This window comes from Larkinella bovis (assembly GCF_042655385.1).
Lineage (GTDB): Bacteria > Bacteroidota > Bacteroidia > Cytophagales > Spirosomataceae > Larkinella > Larkinella bovis.
Genome location: NZ_JBHSMA010000003.1, coordinates 231,408 through 250,537 on the forward strand (window position 1 = coordinate 231,408; position 19,130 = coordinate 250,537).

Here is a 19,130-nt window from a genome sequence, read left to right on the forward strand (position 1 = left end):
CCCCCGGTCTGGTCGGTGAACAGTGGTTGGGCCTCAAGCTGGTTAGTCGGTTGAATGACCGGGATGAGGGGTTGGGGTGGGTATTTTAATCAGAAAGCGTTTGCAGATGCGCCGGTTTTGGATCTTGGTTTATTTCATGCTGGCGGTTTTTTCCGGCAGCCTCGCTCAGCCGTCAACGATCACGTTGCGGGCCGCAGCTCCCTTTCCGTTCGGGGCCGCCCTGAACCCGAATTTGTTGAAAGCCAATACGGTATATCGCCAGATTGCCGCCCGCGAATTCAGCAGCGTCACGGCCGAGAATCATTTGAAAATGCACGTCGTTCATCCCGAACAGGACCGGTATAACTGGTCGGGCGGGGATACGCTGGTGGTTTTTGCGGAACGAAACGGGCAACGAATACACGGTCATACGCTGCTCTGGCATCAGGCCGTACCGAAGTGGGTGCGAGCGTTTCAGGGTGATTCAACGGCCTGGGAACAGCTAATCAAAACGCACATCCAGACCGTTGTGCAGCATTATAAAGGCCGGATTGCGGCCTGGGATGTGGTCAACGAAGCCTTTGACGAAGACGGAACGCTGCGAAAAAGCATCTGGCTCGAGCACCTCGGCCCGGATTATATCGCCCGCTGTTTCCGGTACGCCCGCGAAGCGGATCCGGCGGTTCAGCTGTTTTACAATGATTATAACCAGGAAAGCAGCCCGAAAAAACTGGCGGCTATCCTGGCGATGGTAGCGGATTTTAAAAACCGGGGTGTTCCGATCGACGGAATCGGTTTGCAGATGCACACGAATACGAACCAGTCGGATGACCGGATTGAAACGGCGGTCCGGCAAACGGCAGCCACGGGCTTGCGGGTCCATATTTCGGAGCTGGACGTTCGGATCAACCCGGAGAAAAAACCGGCCCTGGTGCCGACCGACGCCCTTCTGGACAAACAGAAGCAGAAATTTGCCACCATTGTCCGGCTTTATAAAACCGCCGTGCCGAAAGCGCAGCAACATGGCATTACGATCTGGAACATCGGCGACGGCGACAGCTGGATTCCCAATTTCTGCCAGTGTCCGGATTACCCGCTGCCGTTTGACAAAGCCTACGCCAAAAAACCGGCCTACGATGGCATTCTGGACGGATTGAAATAAAATCGGTTGAAAGCACAGCCTTCAACCGATCGGATTCTACCCGGTTTGGGGGTTTGCTACAACAGTTTGTTTTAAAACTGAATCCCTACGTTCAGGCCCGGCCACATCCGTACCCGTACCTGCTCGTCGTCCCACCGGCGGTGGTAGGTTCGGTCAAATACGTCCCAGCTAACCCATTCCGTCCCGACGCCCTCGTTGGTTTCAAACCCGGTCACCTGCACGTTGAAGGTAGGCGTGACGGTCAGGGCAATGCGGTTGTGCAGCGGGAAGATAAAACTCAGCCGGACCTGGTTCAGCAGGTTGAGTTCGTCCCAGTAGTTGCCTTCTTCCTGGATCTGGTAGGTCATCGCTTCGATGCTGAGCTGATTGCGTTGGCCGATAAACTGGTTGGTCCCGATCCCGTAGCCGTAGCCCCAGCGGAGGTTTTCCCAGCGGGCATTTCCGCCTTTGGGCCAGGCCGCGCCGAGGGCGAAGATGTTGTAAAATTTGCGGTTTCCGCCCATTTTGTAGCCGATGTTGGCGTGCAAGGCTTCTCCGCCCCAGGCTTCAAACCGGTGGTAACCGTTTTTGGCGAGGTTCAGAAAACCGATCTGCGCGCCATCGACGTTCTCGGCAATGTTGATCAGACCGATCTGGGTGCCTTTGACCCGTTTGGCAACGTTGGCAATGCCGGCAATCTGGATGCCCTCTACGGATTCGGCGATATTGGTAATGCCGGCAATCTGCGCCCCTTTGACGTGCGTCCCGCTAATATTGGCAATACCGGCAAACTGGGCACCGTTGACGGTTTTTCCGACCACGTTGGCGATGCCACCGAACTGCGCACCGTATAGGGGGCCGCCGACTACGTTGACAATACCGGCAAACTGCGCACCGTCCACTTCATTCCGAACCCCGTTCAGAATCCCCGAAAACTGGGCCCCCTTCGCATAATCTTTTTCCAAACTGAAGATACCGCTGAACTCCGCACCGTCCAGCGCGGCCGCGTAACCGCCGATGGCGTTGATGGACACCCGGTTACTGAACAGACCGGCCGCCAGCCCATTCGTGCTCAGGGGCGGCACAAAACCGATCTGGATCGGACGTTTGGGATAACGGTTTTGCCGGGCTTCACTCAGTTGCGTCCGGAGTGAATCCGAATCCTGCGAGAAAGCGGATGAGAAGGAATAAAAAAGTGAGGCTGTTAATAAAACTAACTTTTTCATGTTGTTCACTGGTTTGTGTTTACTGTTGTATCGGATAGCGTTGGTGATCCGGTTTTCCCCGAATCTGCCCGTATGACCGCTATCCCGGGCAATACCCCCATCCGGCTCCGAAAAAAAATCTTTACCCAAAACACGCCGGGGGCTTACCTTTGCGGTGAAATACCGCTCCGCCCATGAACCGCATCGATCGACTGACCGCCATTCTGATTCATCTTCAAACCAAGCGTGTAGTGAAAGCGCAGGAGCTGGCCAAGCGTTTTGGGACCAGTTTGCGGACGATTTATCGGGACATCCGGTCGCTGGAGGAAGCGGGCGTGCCGATTGGTGCCGAAGCCGGTATCGGGTATTTTCTGGAAGATTACCATTTGCCGCCGGTGATGCTGACCCGCGAAGAAGCGTCGGCTTTGCTGTTTGGGGCCAAAGTGATTGAAAAATTCGCAGATGAGTCGATTCGGGCGGAGTTTGAATCCGCCTTGTATAAAATCAAATCCGTACTGAAACGGACGGACCAGGAACACCTCGAGGCCCTGGAGCCGCGAGTTCAGGTGGCCAAACGGCCCGCAACACCCCCGTTTTCGGACATGCTGCTGGCGGATATTCAGCGGGCCATCGGGATGCGGCAGGTGTTGAAACTGGATTATCATTCGGCCTATAAAGGAGAAACTACCGATCGGGAGGTCGAACCCGTGGGGCTCTATCACTACGGTTCGGGCTGGCACCTGATTGCCTTTTGCCGGCTTCGGCAGGATTACCGCGATTTTCGGGTGGATCGCATCCGGAAACTGACCCATACCGGCCATACGTATTCGAGTCAGAACCTGCTTTCCTTACCGGCTTACCTCGAACAAATCCAGCAGACGCAGAATCTGGAGGAGGTGGTGATCCGGTTTCACAAAAACGTTGTCCGGCATATTCAGGAAATGAAGTACAGCTACGGCTACGTGTCGGAAGAGGTCGTTGGCGACGAAGTTCGGATGCGGTTCATGACGCAATTCGTCAGGGGAGTGGCGCACTGGCTGCTGATGTTTGGCAACCAGGTGCGCGTGGAAAGCCCGGCTTCGCTCCGCGAAACCATGAAAGAGCTGGCGCTGGAGGTGCAGGAGCATTATCTCCAACTGTCTTGACTGCTGACACACCGTTGTCACTACCGGGCATTTACTTTGGGGCATCGACCAACTATCTTTTCACGATGCAACTCAAAAATGCTCCATCGCTCACCACACTGGCTTTTTCAACCCGGACAACTCTCCCTGAGTTAAATGCGTTCGTCCGAACGGTGGCGCGGCAATTATACCGCGAAGCGGCCCGGCTGGATCTCGAAGTTACCGGTCCGATTATCTGGCAATATGAGGGCGTTGACGGAAAACCAGACACGATTTTTGCGCTGGATATTCTATTGCCGATTCAATCCGCCCAGGGCGAACCGGCAGATAATCTCGCGTTTAAGCAAGTAGCGGCCTTTTCCTGTGCTTCGGTCGAGCATCTGGGGCCCTGGGATGAACTAGTGATCGTTTATCCTTCCCTGCGGAGCCGATTGGTGCAGAAAGGCTATCAGCAAGGCGCATTGAGCCGGGAGGTTTACATCAATATGGATTTTGACAATCCGGCTAATAATGTAACCGAAATTCAGGTGCAAGTTCTTTAAAAATCATCCGCCATGAAACTGAACGCAGGCATTATTACCAACAAACTGGCCGAAACCAAAGCGTTTTACCAAACCGTGCTGAACTTCGGCGTGACGTTCGAAAATGACTTTTACCTGTTGCTGCACACGCCGAATCAACAGGCCGAACTGAGTTTTCTGCTACCCAACCACCCGACGCAACGCCCGATCTTTCAGAAACCATTTGCGGGTGAAGGCGTATACCTGACGATTGAAGTGGACGATATCGACGCCGAATACGAACGCATCCGCTCGCTGAACGTTCCGGTTTCCATCGAACTGCGCGACGAACCCTGGGGCGACCGCCATTTTGCCATCGTGGACCCGAACGGAATCGGGATTGACCTGGTGACGTATTCGATTCCGGAATGAGAGTGTTTGGGTGCCAATGTTTTCAGAAATTCTGCCATTGCGCGCCGTGAACCGAAATCCGGGAAGAGTCAAGGGGATTCCAGGATAGAATAATCGTAAGTTTATCTTTATGGGGTAAGCTTACGATTCATTTTTATATCTTTCTGATGGTCAGTGATTCCAACCTGCGCCGGTTTTTTGAGGTCTTCGTTAAAAGAATCGATTGACGCGCTCATGAAAAAATCTACTTATTATCTGGCGTTACTTACCATGGTCCTATTGATGGCGGGCGCTTGTCGTAAGGATAAAGATCTCAATCCGGAATTGCCTTGTGGGATGGAAGACCCAATTAATGAGTTAAAATGGCTGAATGACCAGTTTAAGTTATTCATGGGCGGCCCCTCCATCAATGGAATAATTTTTTATCGCTACGAGAATAAAGCAGTGATTGAAGTGCAAAATGGTTTGGCCAGCTCGACCAACCAACATCAATACCATTGCAACGGCGAGAAACTAAACCTGGACGATCCGGACGATTTTGCCCGGTATAAGAAAAACCGGAAACTGATCCGGGTAGTGTACGGGACTAATCTGTGGAATTGGTAATGTCCTTTTTAGCTTTTACTGCGATTCTGACCTTTTTTTGAGCCAGTCTTTCACCGCCGGGCCGGTCCCAAACGGCCACGGTTTTAACTCGTTGATGGGCACGAGTTTATAGGCCTGAAGTTCTTCTTCGTCGATTTGGATTTCGCCCCACGCCCGCACGTGGTAGGCAATGATCACTTCGTTGCGCTGATAAAACGTGTAGACGCCGAGCCGCTCGACAATCTCGGCTTCCAGTCCGATCTCTTCCTTGATTTCCCGCAAAACCGCCTGATTGGGTTCTTCGCCCGGTTCCAGAAAACCGGTTACCAGGCCAAACCAGTCGGCAGGCCAGCCCCGGTTCTGGATCAGAACCACGGTATCGTTTTCGTATTCGACAATGGCACCGACAACCGGCAGCGGGTTGTTCCAGAAAATGTAACCACAGGTCGCCGAACAAAGCAGTCGTTCGCGCCCACCCGCAACGCCTTTGGTCAGGGACTGGCCGCATTGGGGGCAAAAATTCATTTTTGGCATGAGGATCCTACAAGGATTTGCGGTGAAGATAAACAGCCCCGTTCGGATTTCCGTATATTTGCAACTCATTTAATAAAAGTTACTTTGCCGAGATTGCTGGCCCTTGATTACGGAACAAAACGCACCGGTCTGGCGGTGACGGATCCCCTGCAACTCATTGCGACGGCCCTGGAAACCGTGCCGACGCACCAGTTGCTGGACTACCTGAAGCAGTATGTGGCCCGTGAACCGGTGGAAGCATTTGTGGTGGGGTTGCCCACGCGCCTGGACGGCTCGGACACCGACAACACCCCCCGGGTGAAGGCGTTTGTCGAAAAGCTGAAAACCGCTTTCCCGGCCATTCCGGTACACTGGCATGACGAACGGTTTACCTCTTCGATGGCGTTGCAGGCGATGATTGCGGGCGGTACGAAAAAGAAAGACCGGCGCGAAAAAGGCAATATCGACAAAGTGAGTGCAGTCATTATTTTACAATCCTTTATGGAATCCCAACGGTGATGATTTACCCCATAATAGCGTACGGCGACTCGGTTTTGCGGAAACGGGCGCAGGACATTGAGAAAGGAAGTATCGATGTCAAAAAATTCAGCGAAGATCTGTTCGAGACGATGTACAACGCATCGGGCATCGGGCTGGCGGCTCCCCAGGTTGGCAAAAGCATCCGCATGTTCGTTGTTGACGGCACGGCCCTGAACGACGACGAAGAAGAGGATGACAAAGACCCTAGTCTGGACGGCTTCAAGAAGGTGTTTGTGAACCCCGAAATCCTGGAAGAAGACGGTGATGAATGGGGATTTGAAGAAGGCTGTCTGAGTATTCCGCAAATCCGGGGGGAGGTGTTTCGGCCCGAAATCGTCAAAATCAAGTATTACGATACCGACTGGAACGAGCATATCGAAGAATACGATGGCATGGCCGCCCGCATCATCCAGCACGAATACGATCACCTCGAAGGGAAACTTTTTACCGATTACCTGCCCCCGCTGAAACGCCAGTTGCTGAAGAAAAAACTGGCCGATATCACGAAAGGAAACGTGAAGGCCGATTATAAAATGAAGTTTCCGAAATAGTTGTTTTGAACAGGAAGAAAGGAGGAACGATACCAACTCCCTTCTTCCCGTTCTCCCTTCTCCATGCTCCACCTCACGCTGATTCAAACCGTTCTTCACTGGGAAAATCCGACGGCCAATCGGGCGATGCTGGAAGAGAAAGTCTTCGCGCTGCCCGAAAAAACCGACCTCATTGTGCTGCCGGAAATGTTTACGACCGGTTTTACGATGAACGCCCGGTCGCTGGCCGAACCCATGAACCTGACGACGTTTCGCTGGCTGAAACAGATGGCGGCCCAAACCGGCGCGGTCGTGACGGGCAGTTACATGGTGCAGGAAAAAGGGCAGTTCTACAACCGGCTGATCTGGATGGAACCCGATGGTTCGTTCGATACCTACGACAAACGCCACCTGTTCCGGATGGCGGACGAAGACCGGACCTATACCGCCGGCACGAAACGGCTGATCAAATCCTGGAAAGGCTGGAACATCTGCCCGCTCATTTGCTACGACCTGCGGTTTCCGGTCTGGAGCCGTAATACCGGGTTAGCGTATGACTTGCTGCTCTACGTTGCCAACTGGCCCGCGCCCCGCCGTACGGCCTGGAACGCCCTGCTCCAGGCCCGGGCCATCGAAAATCTGGCGTATGTCGCGGGCGTAAACCGGGTCGGGGAAGACGGCAACGGGCATGCGTACGCGGGCGATTCGTCGCTGATCGATCCGAAAGGAGAGGTTCTTTTCCGGCAGGATCAGAGCGAAGCGGTTTTTCAAACCACGCTGTCGCTGGACGAATTGCGGGCGTACCGGGAGCGGTTTCCGGCCCATCGGGATGCCGATGACTTTCAGATTATTTTCTGAAACCGCTGCAAAAACCGCCGGAATTTCCCGCCGTTCCGTATAAATATTTAAATAATACGCACTTATCGTTCGATAGTTAGTAATTTTGTGACTGGGCAGCAAAGCCCGGTTTTTGAATTAATCACCTTATATCTCATGTCTGCATCGGTAGAAACTGCCAGTTTATTGGCAGACCGCATTGTCGCGCTGGAGGAATCGTCGACCCTGGCGATGACCAAAAAAGCCCGCGAACTGGCCGCTCAGGGCCACAAAGTGATCAGTCTCAGCGTTGGCGAGCCTGATTTCAAAACGCCGAAACACATTTGCGAAGCCGCCAAGCAAGCCATCGACGAAGGCTACCACGGTTATTCGCCCGTAGCGGGTTATGCCGATCTGCGGAAAGCCATTGCAGATAAGTTTAAACGGGAGAATAAGATCGACTGGAAACCGGAAAACATCGTGGTTTCGACGGGTGCCAAACACTCGCTGGCGAACGTGATTCAGGTGCTGGTCAACCCCGGCGACGAAGTCATCATTCTGGCCCCGTACTGGGTGAGCTATTCCGAAATGGTGAAGCTGGCCGAAGGGAAGTCGGTGATTCTGAACGGGGCCTTTGAAAACGATTTCAAAGTAACCGCCCGGCAACTTGAGGAGGCCATTACCGATCGCACGAAAATCATCATGTACGCGTCGCCGAACAACCCGACGGGCTCGGTCTACAGCGAGGAAGAACTGCGGGCCATTGGCGCCGTAGTGGCCAAACACGAAAACGTGTTTGTGCTGGCCGACGAAATTTACGAACACATCAATTTTACGGATAAGGGACATTTCAGCATCGGGTCCATCCCGGAGATCAAGGACCGCGTCATTACCGTTAACGGGGTTGCGAAAGGTTTTGCGATGACGGGCTGGCGGATCGGTTACATCGGTGCCGCCAAATGGATTGCCGACGGCGTTGAAAAATTGCAGGGACAGGTGACATCCGGAACCGGCTCGATCTCCCAGCGGGCGACCATTGCCGCCCTGAACGGCCCGATGGAACCGACGTACGAAATGTCGAAAGCCTACCAGCGTCGCCGGGATCTGGTCGTGAAACTGCTGAAAGAAATTCCCGGTTTCAAGGTAAACGTGCCGGAAGGAGCGTTTTACGCCTTCCCGGATATCAGTTATTATTACGGCAAATCGGATGGTGAAACGACCATCAACAATTCCGATGATTTTGCACTCTGGCTGCTGAACAAAGCCTACGTGGCGACGGTAGCCGGTTCCGGTTTTGGAGCTCCCTACGGTTTACGGATTTCGACGGCTGCTTCCGACGAAGCCCTGGCCGAAGCCGTGCAGCGGATCAAGGATGCCGTGGCGACCTTGAAGTAATTTTAGAAAAAGAGGATAGACAAGAGAGAAACGACCACACGGCCAACGGGTGGGGTCGTTTTTCTCTTGTCTTACGTCTGTCATCTTTGCTCATTCATCAAGCATTAACTTACACTTCTTATGTCTACAGAAACATCCACCTACGTTCCCTACAAAGTTAAGGACATCGCATTGGCCGAGTGGGGCCGCAAGGAAATCAAGTTGGCCGAAGCCGAAATGCCGGGTTTGATGGCGCTTCGGCAGGAGTTCGGACCGTCGAAACCGCTGGCCGGTGCGCGCATTGCGGGCTGTCTGCACATGACGATCCAAACCGCCGTGCTGATCGAAACGCTGGTGGAGCTGGGGGCCGAAGTAACCTGGTCGTCGTGTAACATCTTCTCCACGCAGGACCATGCCGCAGCCGCCATCGCAGCCGCTGGGATTTCGGTCTACGCCTGGAAAGGAATGAACGAAGAAGAGTTTAACTGGTGCATCGAACAGACGCTGTTTTTCGGCGAAGAAAAGAAGCCGCTGAACATGATTCTGGACGACGGCGGTGACCTGACCAACATGGTTTTTGATGTTTATCCGGAACTGATTTCGGGCATCAAAGGCTTGTCGGAGGAAACCACCACGGGGGTTCACCGGCTGTACGAGCGCATGAAAAACGGCACCCTGCACCTGCCCGCGATCAACGTGAATGACTCGGTAACAAAATCGAAATTCGATAACAAATACGGTTGCCGCGAGTCGCTGGTGGATGCCATCCGGCGCGGAACGGACCTGATGCTGGCCGGTAAAGTGGCCGTTGTGGCCGGTTACGGGGATGTAGGCAAGGGCTCGGCGGAATCGCTGCGGGGCGCCGGTTGCCGCGTGCTGGTGACGGAAATCGATCCGATCTGTGCGTTACAGGCCGCCATGGACGGTTATGAGGTAGTCACGATGGACGAAGCCGCTACCCGCGCGAACATCTTCGTGACGGCTACCGGTAACATCAACATCGTAAAAGACCGTCACTTCAAGGCAATGAAGGACAAAGCCGTGGTGTGTAACATCGGTCACTTCGACAACGAAATCGACATGGCGTGGCTGAACAAAAACTACGGTTCGACCAAGAGCCAGATCAAACCGCAGGTGGATCTGTACGACATCGACGGCAAGGAAATCATCGTGCTGGCTGAAGGCCGTCTGGTGAACCTGGGCGTGGCGATGGGGCACCCGTCGTTCGTCATGTCATGCTCATTCTCGAACCAGACGCTGGCCCAGATCGAGCTGTGGATCAATTCCGACAAATACGAAAACAAGGTGTATATCCTGCCGAAACACCTCGACGAGAAGGTAGCGGCCCTGCACCTGGCGCATGTCGGGGCAAAACTGGAAAAACTGGATCAGGATCAGGCGGAATACATCGGCGTCACCGTCGAAGGACCGTTCAAATCGGAACTGTACCGGTATTAATTAAATGATGAGTTATGAATGATGAATTAAAACGCGACAGCAATTCATCATTCATCATTTTACAAAGCGCGGTTTCGGGAACGGGGCCGCGCTTTTTGCGTTGTATCGTTACGTTTAATAGGACTGCCCGGGCAACGGTTTTACCCGGTTTCAGGAAATAACGCCTGCAATTCAGGACGCGTAACTAACAGTTGAGACTGAAAATAACTCATTTGGTCTAAAAGCCGCTTTGCCGGTCTTCGATAGGCAATATTTTCGTTGAAAATACGCCATGAGCCTGTGAGATTCTGTCTGAAAACCGGTTGTCTGACCATTGCCCTGTTCTTTCTTTTCCTGCGTTTGTCCGCCCAAAGCGAATCCGGCGGGACGATTACCGGCTCGGTGCAGGATGCGGGTGGCAAACCGCTGGAGCTGGTGAATGTGCTGCTGGTCAGGGCCGGTGATTCAACCGGGCGGGCAGAGCCGCTCGTGAAAGGTGCGGTTACCACTTCCCTCGGCCTGTATAGCTTTGAATCCATTCCGGCGGGGACCTACCGGGTGGCCGCCACCCGGGTGGGTTCTCAGAAAACCTATTCCGAGCCGTTTACGCTTGCCGATCAACAGCGGCCGCACGCCCTGCCGCCCCTGATGCTTCAGGAAGAAGCCCGGCAACTCACCCATGTGACGGTCAAAGCCCGGAAACCGTTCATTGAACAGCAGATTGATAAAACCGTTCTCAACGTCGAAAACAGCCTGGTAGCCAGTGGAGGAACGGCGCTCGAAGTGCTCGAAAAAGCGCCCGGCGTGGTGGTCGATCTGCAATCGGAACGAATCAGTCTGCAGGGCCGCGAAAATGTTCTCGTCATGTTCGATGGCAAGCCCACCTACCTGTCGGCGGCTCAGGTGCTGGAGTTACTGCGCAATACGCTCAGCAATACCATCGAAAGTATTGAACTGATCACCAATCCGTCGGCCCGCTACGATGCGGCTGGAACGGCGGGCATCATCAACATCCGGCTGAAACGTAACGCGTCCGGCCAGCCGCTGAACGGCACCTTCAGCGCTGGGGTCGGTTACGGTCGTTTTCCCAAATACAATACCGCCCTGACGCTGAACGCCCGGCCGGGGCGCTGGAGTTTATTCGGGAATTACGCCTTCGATCAGCGCGACTACTGGTCGGTTGCGGCAATTGACCGCCGATTACCGACGACCCTGATTCGTCAGCATAACGACCGGCCCATTCAGAATACCACGCACACCTTCCGGTTCGGGGCGGATTATGCGCTGACCAGCCGCACCACGCTCGGGCTGATGGCCAACGGCCTGAACACCGCCGGGAAATCGCAGGGTGGGGCCGAAAGTGATCTGTACGAATCCGACAGGCTTGTGTCGTCCCAGAAAACCGACAATGACCACCGGCGCAGCATCGAGCGGCTGGCTGTCAACGCGAACCTCCGGCACCAGTTCGACACGACCCGCCGGGGAGGGAATGGCCACGAATTGCTGGTCGATCTGGATTATTCGGATGCGTCGTTTCATCCCATCGAGAAATTTGAAACCCGGTATCTGGCTCCGTCGCAGACCGAAACCGGTCCGCGCTCGTTACAGCGGCTGAACACGCTTTCGAAAGCCATCATTCGGGCCGTTAAAGCCGATTATCGCTATCCGTTCGACCGGCGGACGACACTGGAAGCGGGCTGGAAAAGCAGCCTGGTAACCCTCAGCAACGATTTAATGGCCGAAACCGGGCAGGCCGAAGCGGGCCAGCCGGTTCCCTGGCGGCTGGACAGTGGCCGGACCAACCAGTTTGAATACCGCGAACGGATTCACGCGGCCTATCTGACCGGGCGCCGGATCTGGGGCGAGTGGACGTTGCAGGTGGGTCTTCGGGCGGAGCAAACGCAGACCGATGCGCGGTCGGTGACCACCCACAGCACGGTTTCCCGCAGCTACCTCAACCTCTTTCCGAGCGTAACCCTGACCCGAAAAGTGGGCCAAAAACACCAGTTTCAGTACACCTTCAGCCGCCGGATCGATCGACCGAATTACCAGTCCCTGAATCCGTTCATTCGCGTTTTTGATCCTTATGCCTACCAGCAGGGCAATCCGTACCTGAAACCGCAATTTACCGATGCCTTTCAGGTGGGCTACAGCTACCAGGAGGAAACGACGGTGAGTGTGGGCTACACCCGAACCCGTGGGGTCATTGTGGACATCAACGAGCAAAACGACCAGACCGGCGTGACCCGGATTACGTTCGTCAACCTGTCGGAACTCCAGAATCTGAGCCTGAATCTGAGTGCGCCCTACGCCTTCACCCGCTGGTGGTCGTCGCGGCAATCGGCGAGTATTTTTCACAATACCTACCGGGCCAGCGTAGGCGATACGCCATTGAATTATAGTCAGTTGTCGGCCAGTCTGACCAGCAATCACACCTTCGTGCTGCCCCACGGCCTGAGCGTGGAACTGACGGCTTCCTACAATTCGCCCTACATATACAGCCAGAACCGTATGCAGGGATTCGGGCAACTGTCGATCGGGATGCAGAAAAGCTTCTGGCGGAAAAAAGCTGTTCTCCGGTTCAATTGGAGCGATTTACTGCAAACGCATCGGTTCTACGGCAAAGTCCGTTTTCAGAATATGGATTTCCGTTTTGCGACTTACACCGAAACCCGGGTGGCCCGGCTAACATTTACGTACAATTTCGGCAATAAAGAAATGAAGGTCATCCGCCCGCGCCGGACGGTTTCCGAAGACGAACAAAACCGGATGAATTAGGCCCTCAGGGCTTTAATCCCCTGTTATAGCTAAAGCGGACCTTCACGGGCTTAAGCCCGTGGGGACTGAATCACGGAATTATTCCCATCTACGCGAGGGGCCGATGCTGGTTGGCGGCCCATAATTTCTTATTATTGTGTAGATTTTGGACGTGCATTCATGAAACAATGGTTGGTGGCCGTTTCGGCTTTTTTTCTTTCCCTTTCCGTATTTGCTCAACAACCGCAGCAACCTTCCCAACCCGAACGATATACCCGGCAGGACTCGCTCCGCGGATCGCTCCGCCCCGAGCGGACGTGTTATAATGTCGGTTTTTATCACCTGGATTTAACCGTCGATCCGGCCACCAAGTCGATTGCCGGGAGCAACACGATCCGGTACCGGGTCCGGACGCCCTTCAAACGCATGCAGATCGACCTGTTTGACAACCTGACCATCCAGTCGATTACGCAGGGCGGAGAGCCTCTGGCTTATACCCGCGAGGGCCATGCGGTTTTTGTGACGATGAAAGAAGCGCAGGAAACCGGGGAGGTACGATCCATCAAAGTCACCTACCAGGGCCAACCCCGCGAAGCGGTGAATCCACCCTGGGAGGGCGGTTTTTCGTGGAGCAAGGACAGCACCGGCAAAGACTGGGTGGGTGTCTCGTGCCAGGGACTGGGCGCGAGTTCGTGGTGGCCCTGCAAAGACCATCTGTCCGACGAACCGGATTCCATGCGGATGACCTTCCGGGTGCCGCGCGGGTTGAAAGCGGTTTCCAACGGGCGGCTTTTGCAGCAGCAGGATGTGGGAAACAACCAGACCGAATTTGTCTGGGCGGTTTCGTATTCCATTAATACCTACAATGTTACCTTCAACCTGGGCGACTATGTGACGATTAAAGACCAGTATCGCAGCCGGGATTACGAATACCTCGATCTGAATTACCACGTCTTACGCTACAACGAAGAAAAAGCCCGGAAGCATTTTGAGCAGGTCATCGGCATGCTGGATTGCTACGAATGGTATTTCGGTCACTTTCCGTTCTGGCGCGATGGCTATTCGGTGGTGGAAACCCCGTATCTGGGCATGGAGCACCAGAGCGCGATTGCCTACGGGAATAAGTATCAGAACAACGCGTTCGGCTTCGATCCGATTTTGATTCACGAAAGCGCCCACGAATACTTCGGCAACAGCATGACCTGCACCGATCCGGCCGAAATGTGGATTCACGAGGCCTTTGCCACGTACATGGAATCGATTTACGTGGAGAATACGGACGGGTATCCGAAAATGATCAAGTACCTCATGACACAAAAACCGCTCATTAAAAACCAATATCCCCTGATCGGGCCGCGGGGCGTCAATTACGAACACAAGGATACGGATATTTATTACAAAGGCGCCTGGTTGCTGCATTCGCTGCGCTGCGTGGTCGACGACGATAACATCTGGTTTATGGCGCTGCGGAAAGTGGCAAAGGAGCGGAAGCATAAGTTTATAACGACCAAGCAGGTCATCGATATTTTGTGCCGGGAAACCGATAAGGACCTGCGGCCGGTTTTTAACCAGTTTCTGAATTACGCGGCTCCGCCGGTTGTTGAATACCGGGTGGTTGAAAAGGGCGATTACGTGGAAGTGCAGCACCGCTGGATTGCTGATGCCTACGGATTTAATATGCCCCTGAAATACCGGTTTGGCTTCGGTCCCTGGCACACGCTCTATACCACGCGGGAATGGCAGACGACGCTCATCCGGCGGTCGAATGGCTGGCTGAATTTTGGGTACGAACTGCAATATTTTGGGGCCCGGGTCCTGCCGGAACCCGAGAAAATGGACAATTAAGATTCTATGCGAGTTCAAAAAACAGTGCTTCTTCCGGTGCTGGTGCTGCTGATGGTGGCCTGCCAGAAATCCGGCTATCACCTGACGAACCAGACGTATCAACGCATTCAGGTGGATTCGGTGGCCGCTCCGGGCAATACCGCAATGACCCGGTTTCTGGAACCCTACAAACAGAAGCTCGGCCAGACCATGAACGAGGTACTGGTGGAGTCGGCGGTGCCGCTCGACAAAGCCAAACCCGAGTCTGCGCTGAACAATATGCTGGCCGACGCCATTCTGCAATACGGGAGACAGACGCTAGGGGTAGCCGTCGATTGTTCGCACCTCAACTACGGCGGTATTCGGACCAGTCTGCCCAAAGGCCCCATCCGGATCGGGCATATTTACGAAGTGATGCCGTTTGATAACCAACTGACGCTGATGACGATGAAAGGCTCGATGCTGCGTGAGTTTTTCGAATATTTTATCGGGAATCAGGCCGAAGAAAACGCCCTGATTGTGGGTGGAGTGCGGGTGGTGGTGAAGAATAATCTGCTGACCTCCATTACGTTTACAAACGGCAGAACATTTGACCCCAACCAGACGTACACGGTTTTGATGAGTGATTACATCGCCAGCCGGGGGGGCGGAACGGCTTTCCTGAAAGACGCCGTGGCCCGGAAGGATTTCGCCGTGACGATCCGGGACGTTTTTATTGATTATTTTCGGCAACTGGGTAAATCCGGCCAACCCATAAATCCTACGATTGATGGACGCATTTCAATCCAATAGACGCCAGTTTCTGAAGCTCTTCGGGACGGCTGCCGTGATCGGCAGTCTGGCTCCTGACGGTTGGGCCAAACCGAAATCGACTCACCTGACCATCCTGCATACCAACGACGTGCACAGCCGCCTGGAACCGTTTCCGATGGACGGCAGCCGCAACGCCGGTCGGGGTGGAATTGCGCGCCGGGCCACGCTGATCGAACAAATCCGGAAAGAACAGCCCAACGTGCTGCTGTTCGACGCGGGCGATCTGTTTCAGGGAACGCCGTATTTTAATCTATACAAAGGCGAGCCCGAAATTCAGGCGATGAACCTGATGCGGTACGATGCCAGCACGATCGGCAACCACGACTTCGACGGGGGGATGGACAACATGGTGGTGCAGTTCGGGAAAGCCCAATTTCCGTTTCTGATCGCTAATTATGATTTCAAAAATACGACCATGAACGGCCGGACCGAACCGTACCGGATTTTCAAAAAAGACGGTTTAAAGATTGGCGTGTTCGGGCTGGGAATCCAGCCGGAAGGGTTGATTGCCAAAGATTTATACCTGGAAACCCGGTATCTCGATCCCATCGAAACCGCCAATGCCGTAGCGGCAACGTTGCGTAACGAGAAAAAATGCGATTATGTGATCTGTCTGTCGCACCTCGGGTATCAGTATACCGACAAAACCGTTTCGGACCGGGTGCTGGCATCAAAAAGCAGAAATGTTGATCTGATCATCGGTGGCCATACGCACACGTTTCTGGAGGCTCCCGTCCATGTGCTGAACCAGGACGGTTTGCCGGTTTTGATCAATCAGGTCGGTTTTGCCGGGATTTACCTGGGCCGTATCGATCTGATATTCGAACAGGGAAAGGTGAAACAAACGAACGACGCCAAACCGGTTGAGGTCAGGTCGTGAGGGAGAATAGCCGGGTTTTGCGCTAAAATCAAACGTTTACCCGAACCGTTTGAAACCTTACGGGAATGAATCGAGTTATGCAGGCAAGGAGCCTAACTCGATAGAATATGAACCCAAATATTCCACGGACTGACCGGAAGCGCGTAGTGATTGTGGGGGCAGGGTTCGGAGGGCTGCGATTAGCCCGCAAACTCTCAAGCCGGAAGGACCTTCAGGTTGTTCTGATCAATAAGAATAATTTCCACGAATTCCAGCCGCTGTATTACCAGGTAGCTACCTCGGGCCTGGAAGCCAGTTCCATTCTTTTTCCCCTCCGGGCGGTTTTTCAGAACTGCAAAAATGTTCATATCCGCGTGACCACGGTTACGGCGGTGCATCCCGATACCAAAACCATTGATACAGAGCTTGGTCCGATCGAATATGACTATTTGGTGGTTGCTACGGGGGCGGATACGAATTTTTTCGGGATGAAAAACATCATCGAACGGGCATTGTCCATGAAGTCGGTTGCGGAGGCTATTACGCTCCGGAACCGGATGCTTCAGTGCTTCGAAGATGCGCTGTCGGTCGACAATATTGACGAAAAAGAAGGTCTTTTGAATGTGGTCGTAGTGGGAGGAGGCCCTACAGGTGTCGAGTTATGCGGAACGTTTGCTGAAATGCGGAAAACCGTGTTGCCGAGCGACTATCCTGAACTGGATTTCCGGATGATGCAGATTTATCTGGTCGAATCCGGGGGAGAACTGCTCGGGCCCATGTCGAAAGAATCGCAGGTCAAATCGCAGGAATACCTCGAGAAACTCGGCGTGGTTGTGCGGCTGAATACCCGCGTTCAGGACTTCGACGGACGGTTTGTGTACATGAACGATGGGACCACCATCCGGACGAATAACCTGGTCTGGGCCGCGGGGGTCCGGGCCAATGCGCTCAACGGTTTACCGACCGAATCGATCGGGCGGGCGGGTCGGCTGCTGGTCAACCGGTTTAGCCAGGTGCAGGGCTTCACGGATATTTTTGCCATTGGCGATATTGCGCTGATGACGGAGGAGAAATACCCGGACGGCCATCCGCAGATTGCGCAACCGGCCATTCAGCAGGGGAGTCATTTAGCCAAAAACCTGGTTCGACTCCTGAAAGGCGAACCGATGCAGGAGTTTCAATACAAGGACCTGGGAACAATGGCGACCATTGGCCGGGGCAAGGCGGTGGTCGATCTGCCGTTCTGGAGTTTTCAGGGGGTTTTTGCCTGGATGGTCTGGCTGTTTGTTCACCTGATGGCTATCGTGGGCGTCAAAAACCGCTTACTGATTTTAATCAACTGGGCCTGGAATTACCTGAGCGATGATCAATCGTTGCGGCTGATTATCAAGCCTAAACTGCCAAAAGGCAATCTGGAAGCTATTAAACAGAAAGTAGAAGACCAGCTAGTGACCAAATAGAAATTAGTCAACTTTTTTGACTATCTCTGGAATTGAAGTTTAAATTTGCGTTTTTCAGTATCCAACCAACGAACGCTTGTGCGTTCCCCAACGTTTGGCGGACATAAATTGTTTATCACCATGGAAGAAACGATAACCAAAACCAAAATTAAACCCAAAAATAGTGGCACCAAGCCGTTGTTCGAGAACCCGATTCTGGAACGTTTGTCCCGTACCCACATCTCCGTACCCATTACGATTTACCTGGTGACCTCCACCTTCTTTTGCTGGTATGCGTTTACGTATACCGACATGTCGGCGGCTTGGATCGGCTTTCTGTTTTTTGCGGGGATGCTGGTATTTTCGCTGGTTGAGTACGCGGTTCACCGGGGGGTATTCCATATGGAAACCGACACCCCGACGAAAGCGAAAATTCAGTATACCTTCCACGGCATTCACCACGAATACCCGAAAGACAAAACCCGGCTGGCGATGCCGCCGGCTGCGGCTGTGCTTGTGGGTGCCACGTTGTTTGGCGTTATGTTTCTGTTGCTGGGTGAAGCTTCGTACGCCTTTTTTCCCGGTTTTTTAGTGGGCTATTCGGGCTATCTGTTCGTGCACTTTATTGTCCATGCGTACGCTCCGCCCAAAAATTTCTTCAAGAAACTGTGGATCAATCACTCGGTTCACCACTACAAAAGCCACGACCGGAACTACGGGGTTTCGTCGCCCCTCTGGGACTACGTGTTTGGAACCTATATGAAATAATCGGGAATCCCAGTTTAGACATGCTCTCCGACTTCGGTATTATTTTATTGTTCATCATTATCGGCCTGGCGTTCGTTGGGCTGATTTTGTTTGTCGGGGGGCTGCTCCGGCCCAACCGCCCTAACCTGGAAAAACTGACGACCTACGAATCCGGCGAAGAACCCGTCGGGAACGCCAATGTGCAGTTCAATGTGCGGTTTTACATCATCGCCATTATTTTCGTTCTGTTCGATGTCGAACTGGTTTTCCTGTTTCCGTGGGCAACGGTTTTCGGTCAGAAACTGTTAATTGAAGAAACGGACGGCTTATGGGGCTGGGTGGCGCTGACGGAAATGCTGCTCTTCGTTGCCCTGCTGGCACTCGGCCTGGCTTATGCCTGGGCGAAAGGCTTTCTGGATTGGGTAAAACCGGAACCGAAAGTGCCGGAACTGAAAACCCGCGTCCCGGCTTCGTTGTACGAAAAAGTGAATCAGAAATACAAAAGAGGGTGAACGGTTTACGGTTCACGGTTTTCA

19 protein-coding genes are annotated in these 19,130 nt (G+C 53.7%); 17 read left to right on the forward strand and 2 right to left on the reverse strand.

All coding sequences use genetic code 11. The annotated features are described in order from the left end of the window. Positions 1–106 precede the first annotated feature (106 nt). Positions 107–1,141: an endo-1,4-beta-xylanase gene (locus tag ACFPMF_RS12155; RefSeq protein WP_379845032.1), complete on the forward strand. Its 1,035-nt coding sequence runs from the start codon at positions 107–109 to the stop codon at positions 1,139–1,141. A gap of 71 nt (positions 1,142–1,212) precedes the next feature. On the opposite strand, the gene ACFPMF_RS12160 is transcribed toward ACFPMF_RS12155, so the two are convergent. Continuing rightward, positions 1,213–2,346, reverse strand: a complete 1,134-nt coding sequence (locus ACFPMF_RS12160) for an LA_2272 family surface repeat-containing protein (protein ID WP_379845035.1) — start codon at positions 2,344–2,346, stop codon at positions 1,213–1,215. A 173-nt stretch (positions 2,347–2,519) separates the two neighbouring features. On the opposite strand from ACFPMF_RS12160, the gene ACFPMF_RS12165 reads away from it, so the two are divergent. The 4 genes from ACFPMF_RS12165 (at position 2,520) to ACFPMF_RS12180 (ending at position 4,966) form a co-directional block, all read left to right on the forward strand. Further along, complete coding sequence (locus ACFPMF_RS12165; RefSeq protein WP_379845037.1) at positions 2,520–3,470, forward strand: helix-turn-helix transcriptional regulator; 951 nt, start codon at positions 2,520–2,522, stop codon at positions 3,468–3,470. A gap of 65 nt (positions 3,471–3,535) precedes the next feature. Then, positions 3,536–3,991 (forward strand): GyrI-like domain-containing protein, encoded by a 456-nt coding sequence (locus tag ACFPMF_RS12170; RefSeq protein ID WP_379845040.1) that lies wholly within the window; start codon positions 3,536–3,538, stop codon positions 3,989–3,991. Between the two features lie 12 nt (positions 3,992–4,003). Next, complete coding sequence (locus ACFPMF_RS12175; RefSeq protein ID WP_379845042.1) at positions 4,004–4,381, forward strand: VOC family protein; 378 nt, start codon at positions 4,004–4,006, stop codon at positions 4,379–4,381. A gap of 213 nt (positions 4,382–4,594) precedes the next feature. Then, positions 4,595–4,966, forward strand: coding sequence for a hypothetical protein (locus tag ACFPMF_RS12180; RefSeq protein ID WP_379845045.1), 372 nt, complete (start codon positions 4,595–4,597; stop codon positions 4,964–4,966). Positions 4,967–4,981: 15 nt separating this feature from the next. Here ACFPMF_RS12180 and ACFPMF_RS12185 read toward each other — a convergent pair whose 3' ends face one another. After that, on the reverse strand, positions 4,982–5,479 hold the full coding sequence (locus ACFPMF_RS12185) for an NUDIX domain-containing protein (RefSeq protein ID WP_379845048.1): 498 nt from the start codon (positions 5,477–5,479) through the stop codon (positions 4,982–4,984). Positions 5,480–5,563: 84 nt separating this feature from the next. Between ACFPMF_RS12185 and ruvX the strand changes: the two genes are divergently transcribed. The 12 genes from ruvX to ACFPMF_RS12245 all read left to right on the forward strand — a co-directional run bounded on the left by ruvX (position 5,564) and on the right by ACFPMF_RS12245 (position 19,106). Then, positions 5,564–5,977, forward strand: a complete 414-nt coding sequence (gene ruvX, locus ACFPMF_RS12190) for a Holliday junction resolvase RuvX (protein WP_379845051.1) — start codon at positions 5,564–5,566, stop codon at positions 5,975–5,977. Then, complete coding sequence (gene def / locus ACFPMF_RS12195; protein ID WP_379845054.1) at positions 5,977–6,549, forward strand: peptide deformylase; 573 nt, start codon at positions 5,977–5,979, stop codon at positions 6,547–6,549. Before ruvX ends, def begins: the two co-directional genes overlap by 1 nt. A gap of 63 nt (positions 6,550–6,612) precedes the next feature. Continuing rightward, on the forward strand, positions 6,613–7,386 hold the full coding sequence (locus ACFPMF_RS12200; protein WP_379845057.1) for an amidohydrolase: 774 nt from the start codon (positions 6,613–6,615) through the stop codon (positions 7,384–7,386). Between the two features lie 135 nt (positions 7,387–7,521). Next, positions 7,522–8,739: a pyridoxal phosphate-dependent aminotransferase gene (locus tag ACFPMF_RS12205; protein ID WP_379845060.1), complete on the forward strand. Its 1,218-nt coding sequence runs from the start codon at positions 7,522–7,524 to the stop codon at positions 8,737–8,739. A gap of 120 nt (positions 8,740–8,859) precedes the next feature. Next, positions 8,860–10,176: an adenosylhomocysteinase gene (gene ahcY / locus ACFPMF_RS12210; RefSeq protein WP_379845063.1), complete on the forward strand. Its 1,317-nt coding sequence runs from the start codon at positions 8,860–8,862 to the stop codon at positions 10,174–10,176. Positions 10,177–10,455: 279 nt separating this feature from the next. Beyond that, positions 10,456–12,933, forward strand: coding sequence for an outer membrane beta-barrel protein (locus ACFPMF_RS12215; RefSeq protein ID WP_379845065.1), 2,478 nt, complete (start codon positions 10,456–10,458; stop codon positions 12,931–12,933). A gap of 159 nt (positions 12,934–13,092) precedes the next feature. Further along, the gene (locus tag ACFPMF_RS12220) at positions 13,093–14,757 is read left to right on the forward strand and encodes a M1 family metallopeptidase (RefSeq protein WP_379845068.1); all 1,665 of its coding nucleotides are present in this window, start codon (positions 13,093–13,095) and stop codon (positions 14,755–14,757) included. A gap of 6 nt (positions 14,758–14,763) precedes the next feature. Beyond that, positions 14,764–15,528, forward strand: coding sequence for a 5'-nucleotidase C-terminal domain-containing protein (locus ACFPMF_RS12225; RefSeq protein ID WP_379845071.1), 765 nt, complete (start codon positions 14,764–14,766; stop codon positions 15,526–15,528). Beyond that, the gene (locus tag ACFPMF_RS12230; RefSeq protein WP_379845074.1) at positions 15,506–16,429 is read left to right on the forward strand and encodes a bifunctional metallophosphatase/5'-nucleotidase; all 924 of its coding nucleotides are present in this window, start codon (positions 15,506–15,508) and stop codon (positions 16,427–16,429) included. The genes ACFPMF_RS12225 and ACFPMF_RS12230 overlap by 23 nt, the downstream gene beginning before the upstream one ends. A gap of 107 nt (positions 16,430–16,536) precedes the next feature. Beyond that, the gene (locus ACFPMF_RS12235) at positions 16,537–17,868 is read left to right on the forward strand and encodes an NAD(P)/FAD-dependent oxidoreductase (RefSeq protein WP_379845077.1); all 1,332 of its coding nucleotides are present in this window, start codon (positions 16,537–16,539) and stop codon (positions 17,866–17,868) included. Between the two features lie 120 nt (positions 17,869–17,988). Then, positions 17,989–18,615, forward strand: coding sequence for a sterol desaturase family protein (locus ACFPMF_RS12240; protein WP_379845080.1), 627 nt, complete (start codon positions 17,989–17,991; stop codon positions 18,613–18,615). A 20-nt stretch (positions 18,616–18,635) separates the two neighbouring features. Continuing rightward, entirely contained in the window at positions 18,636–19,106 is a 471-nt protein-coding gene (locus ACFPMF_RS12245; RefSeq protein WP_379845083.1) for an NADH-quinone oxidoreductase subunit A, read from the forward strand. Positions 19,107–19,130 lie beyond the last annotated feature (24 nt).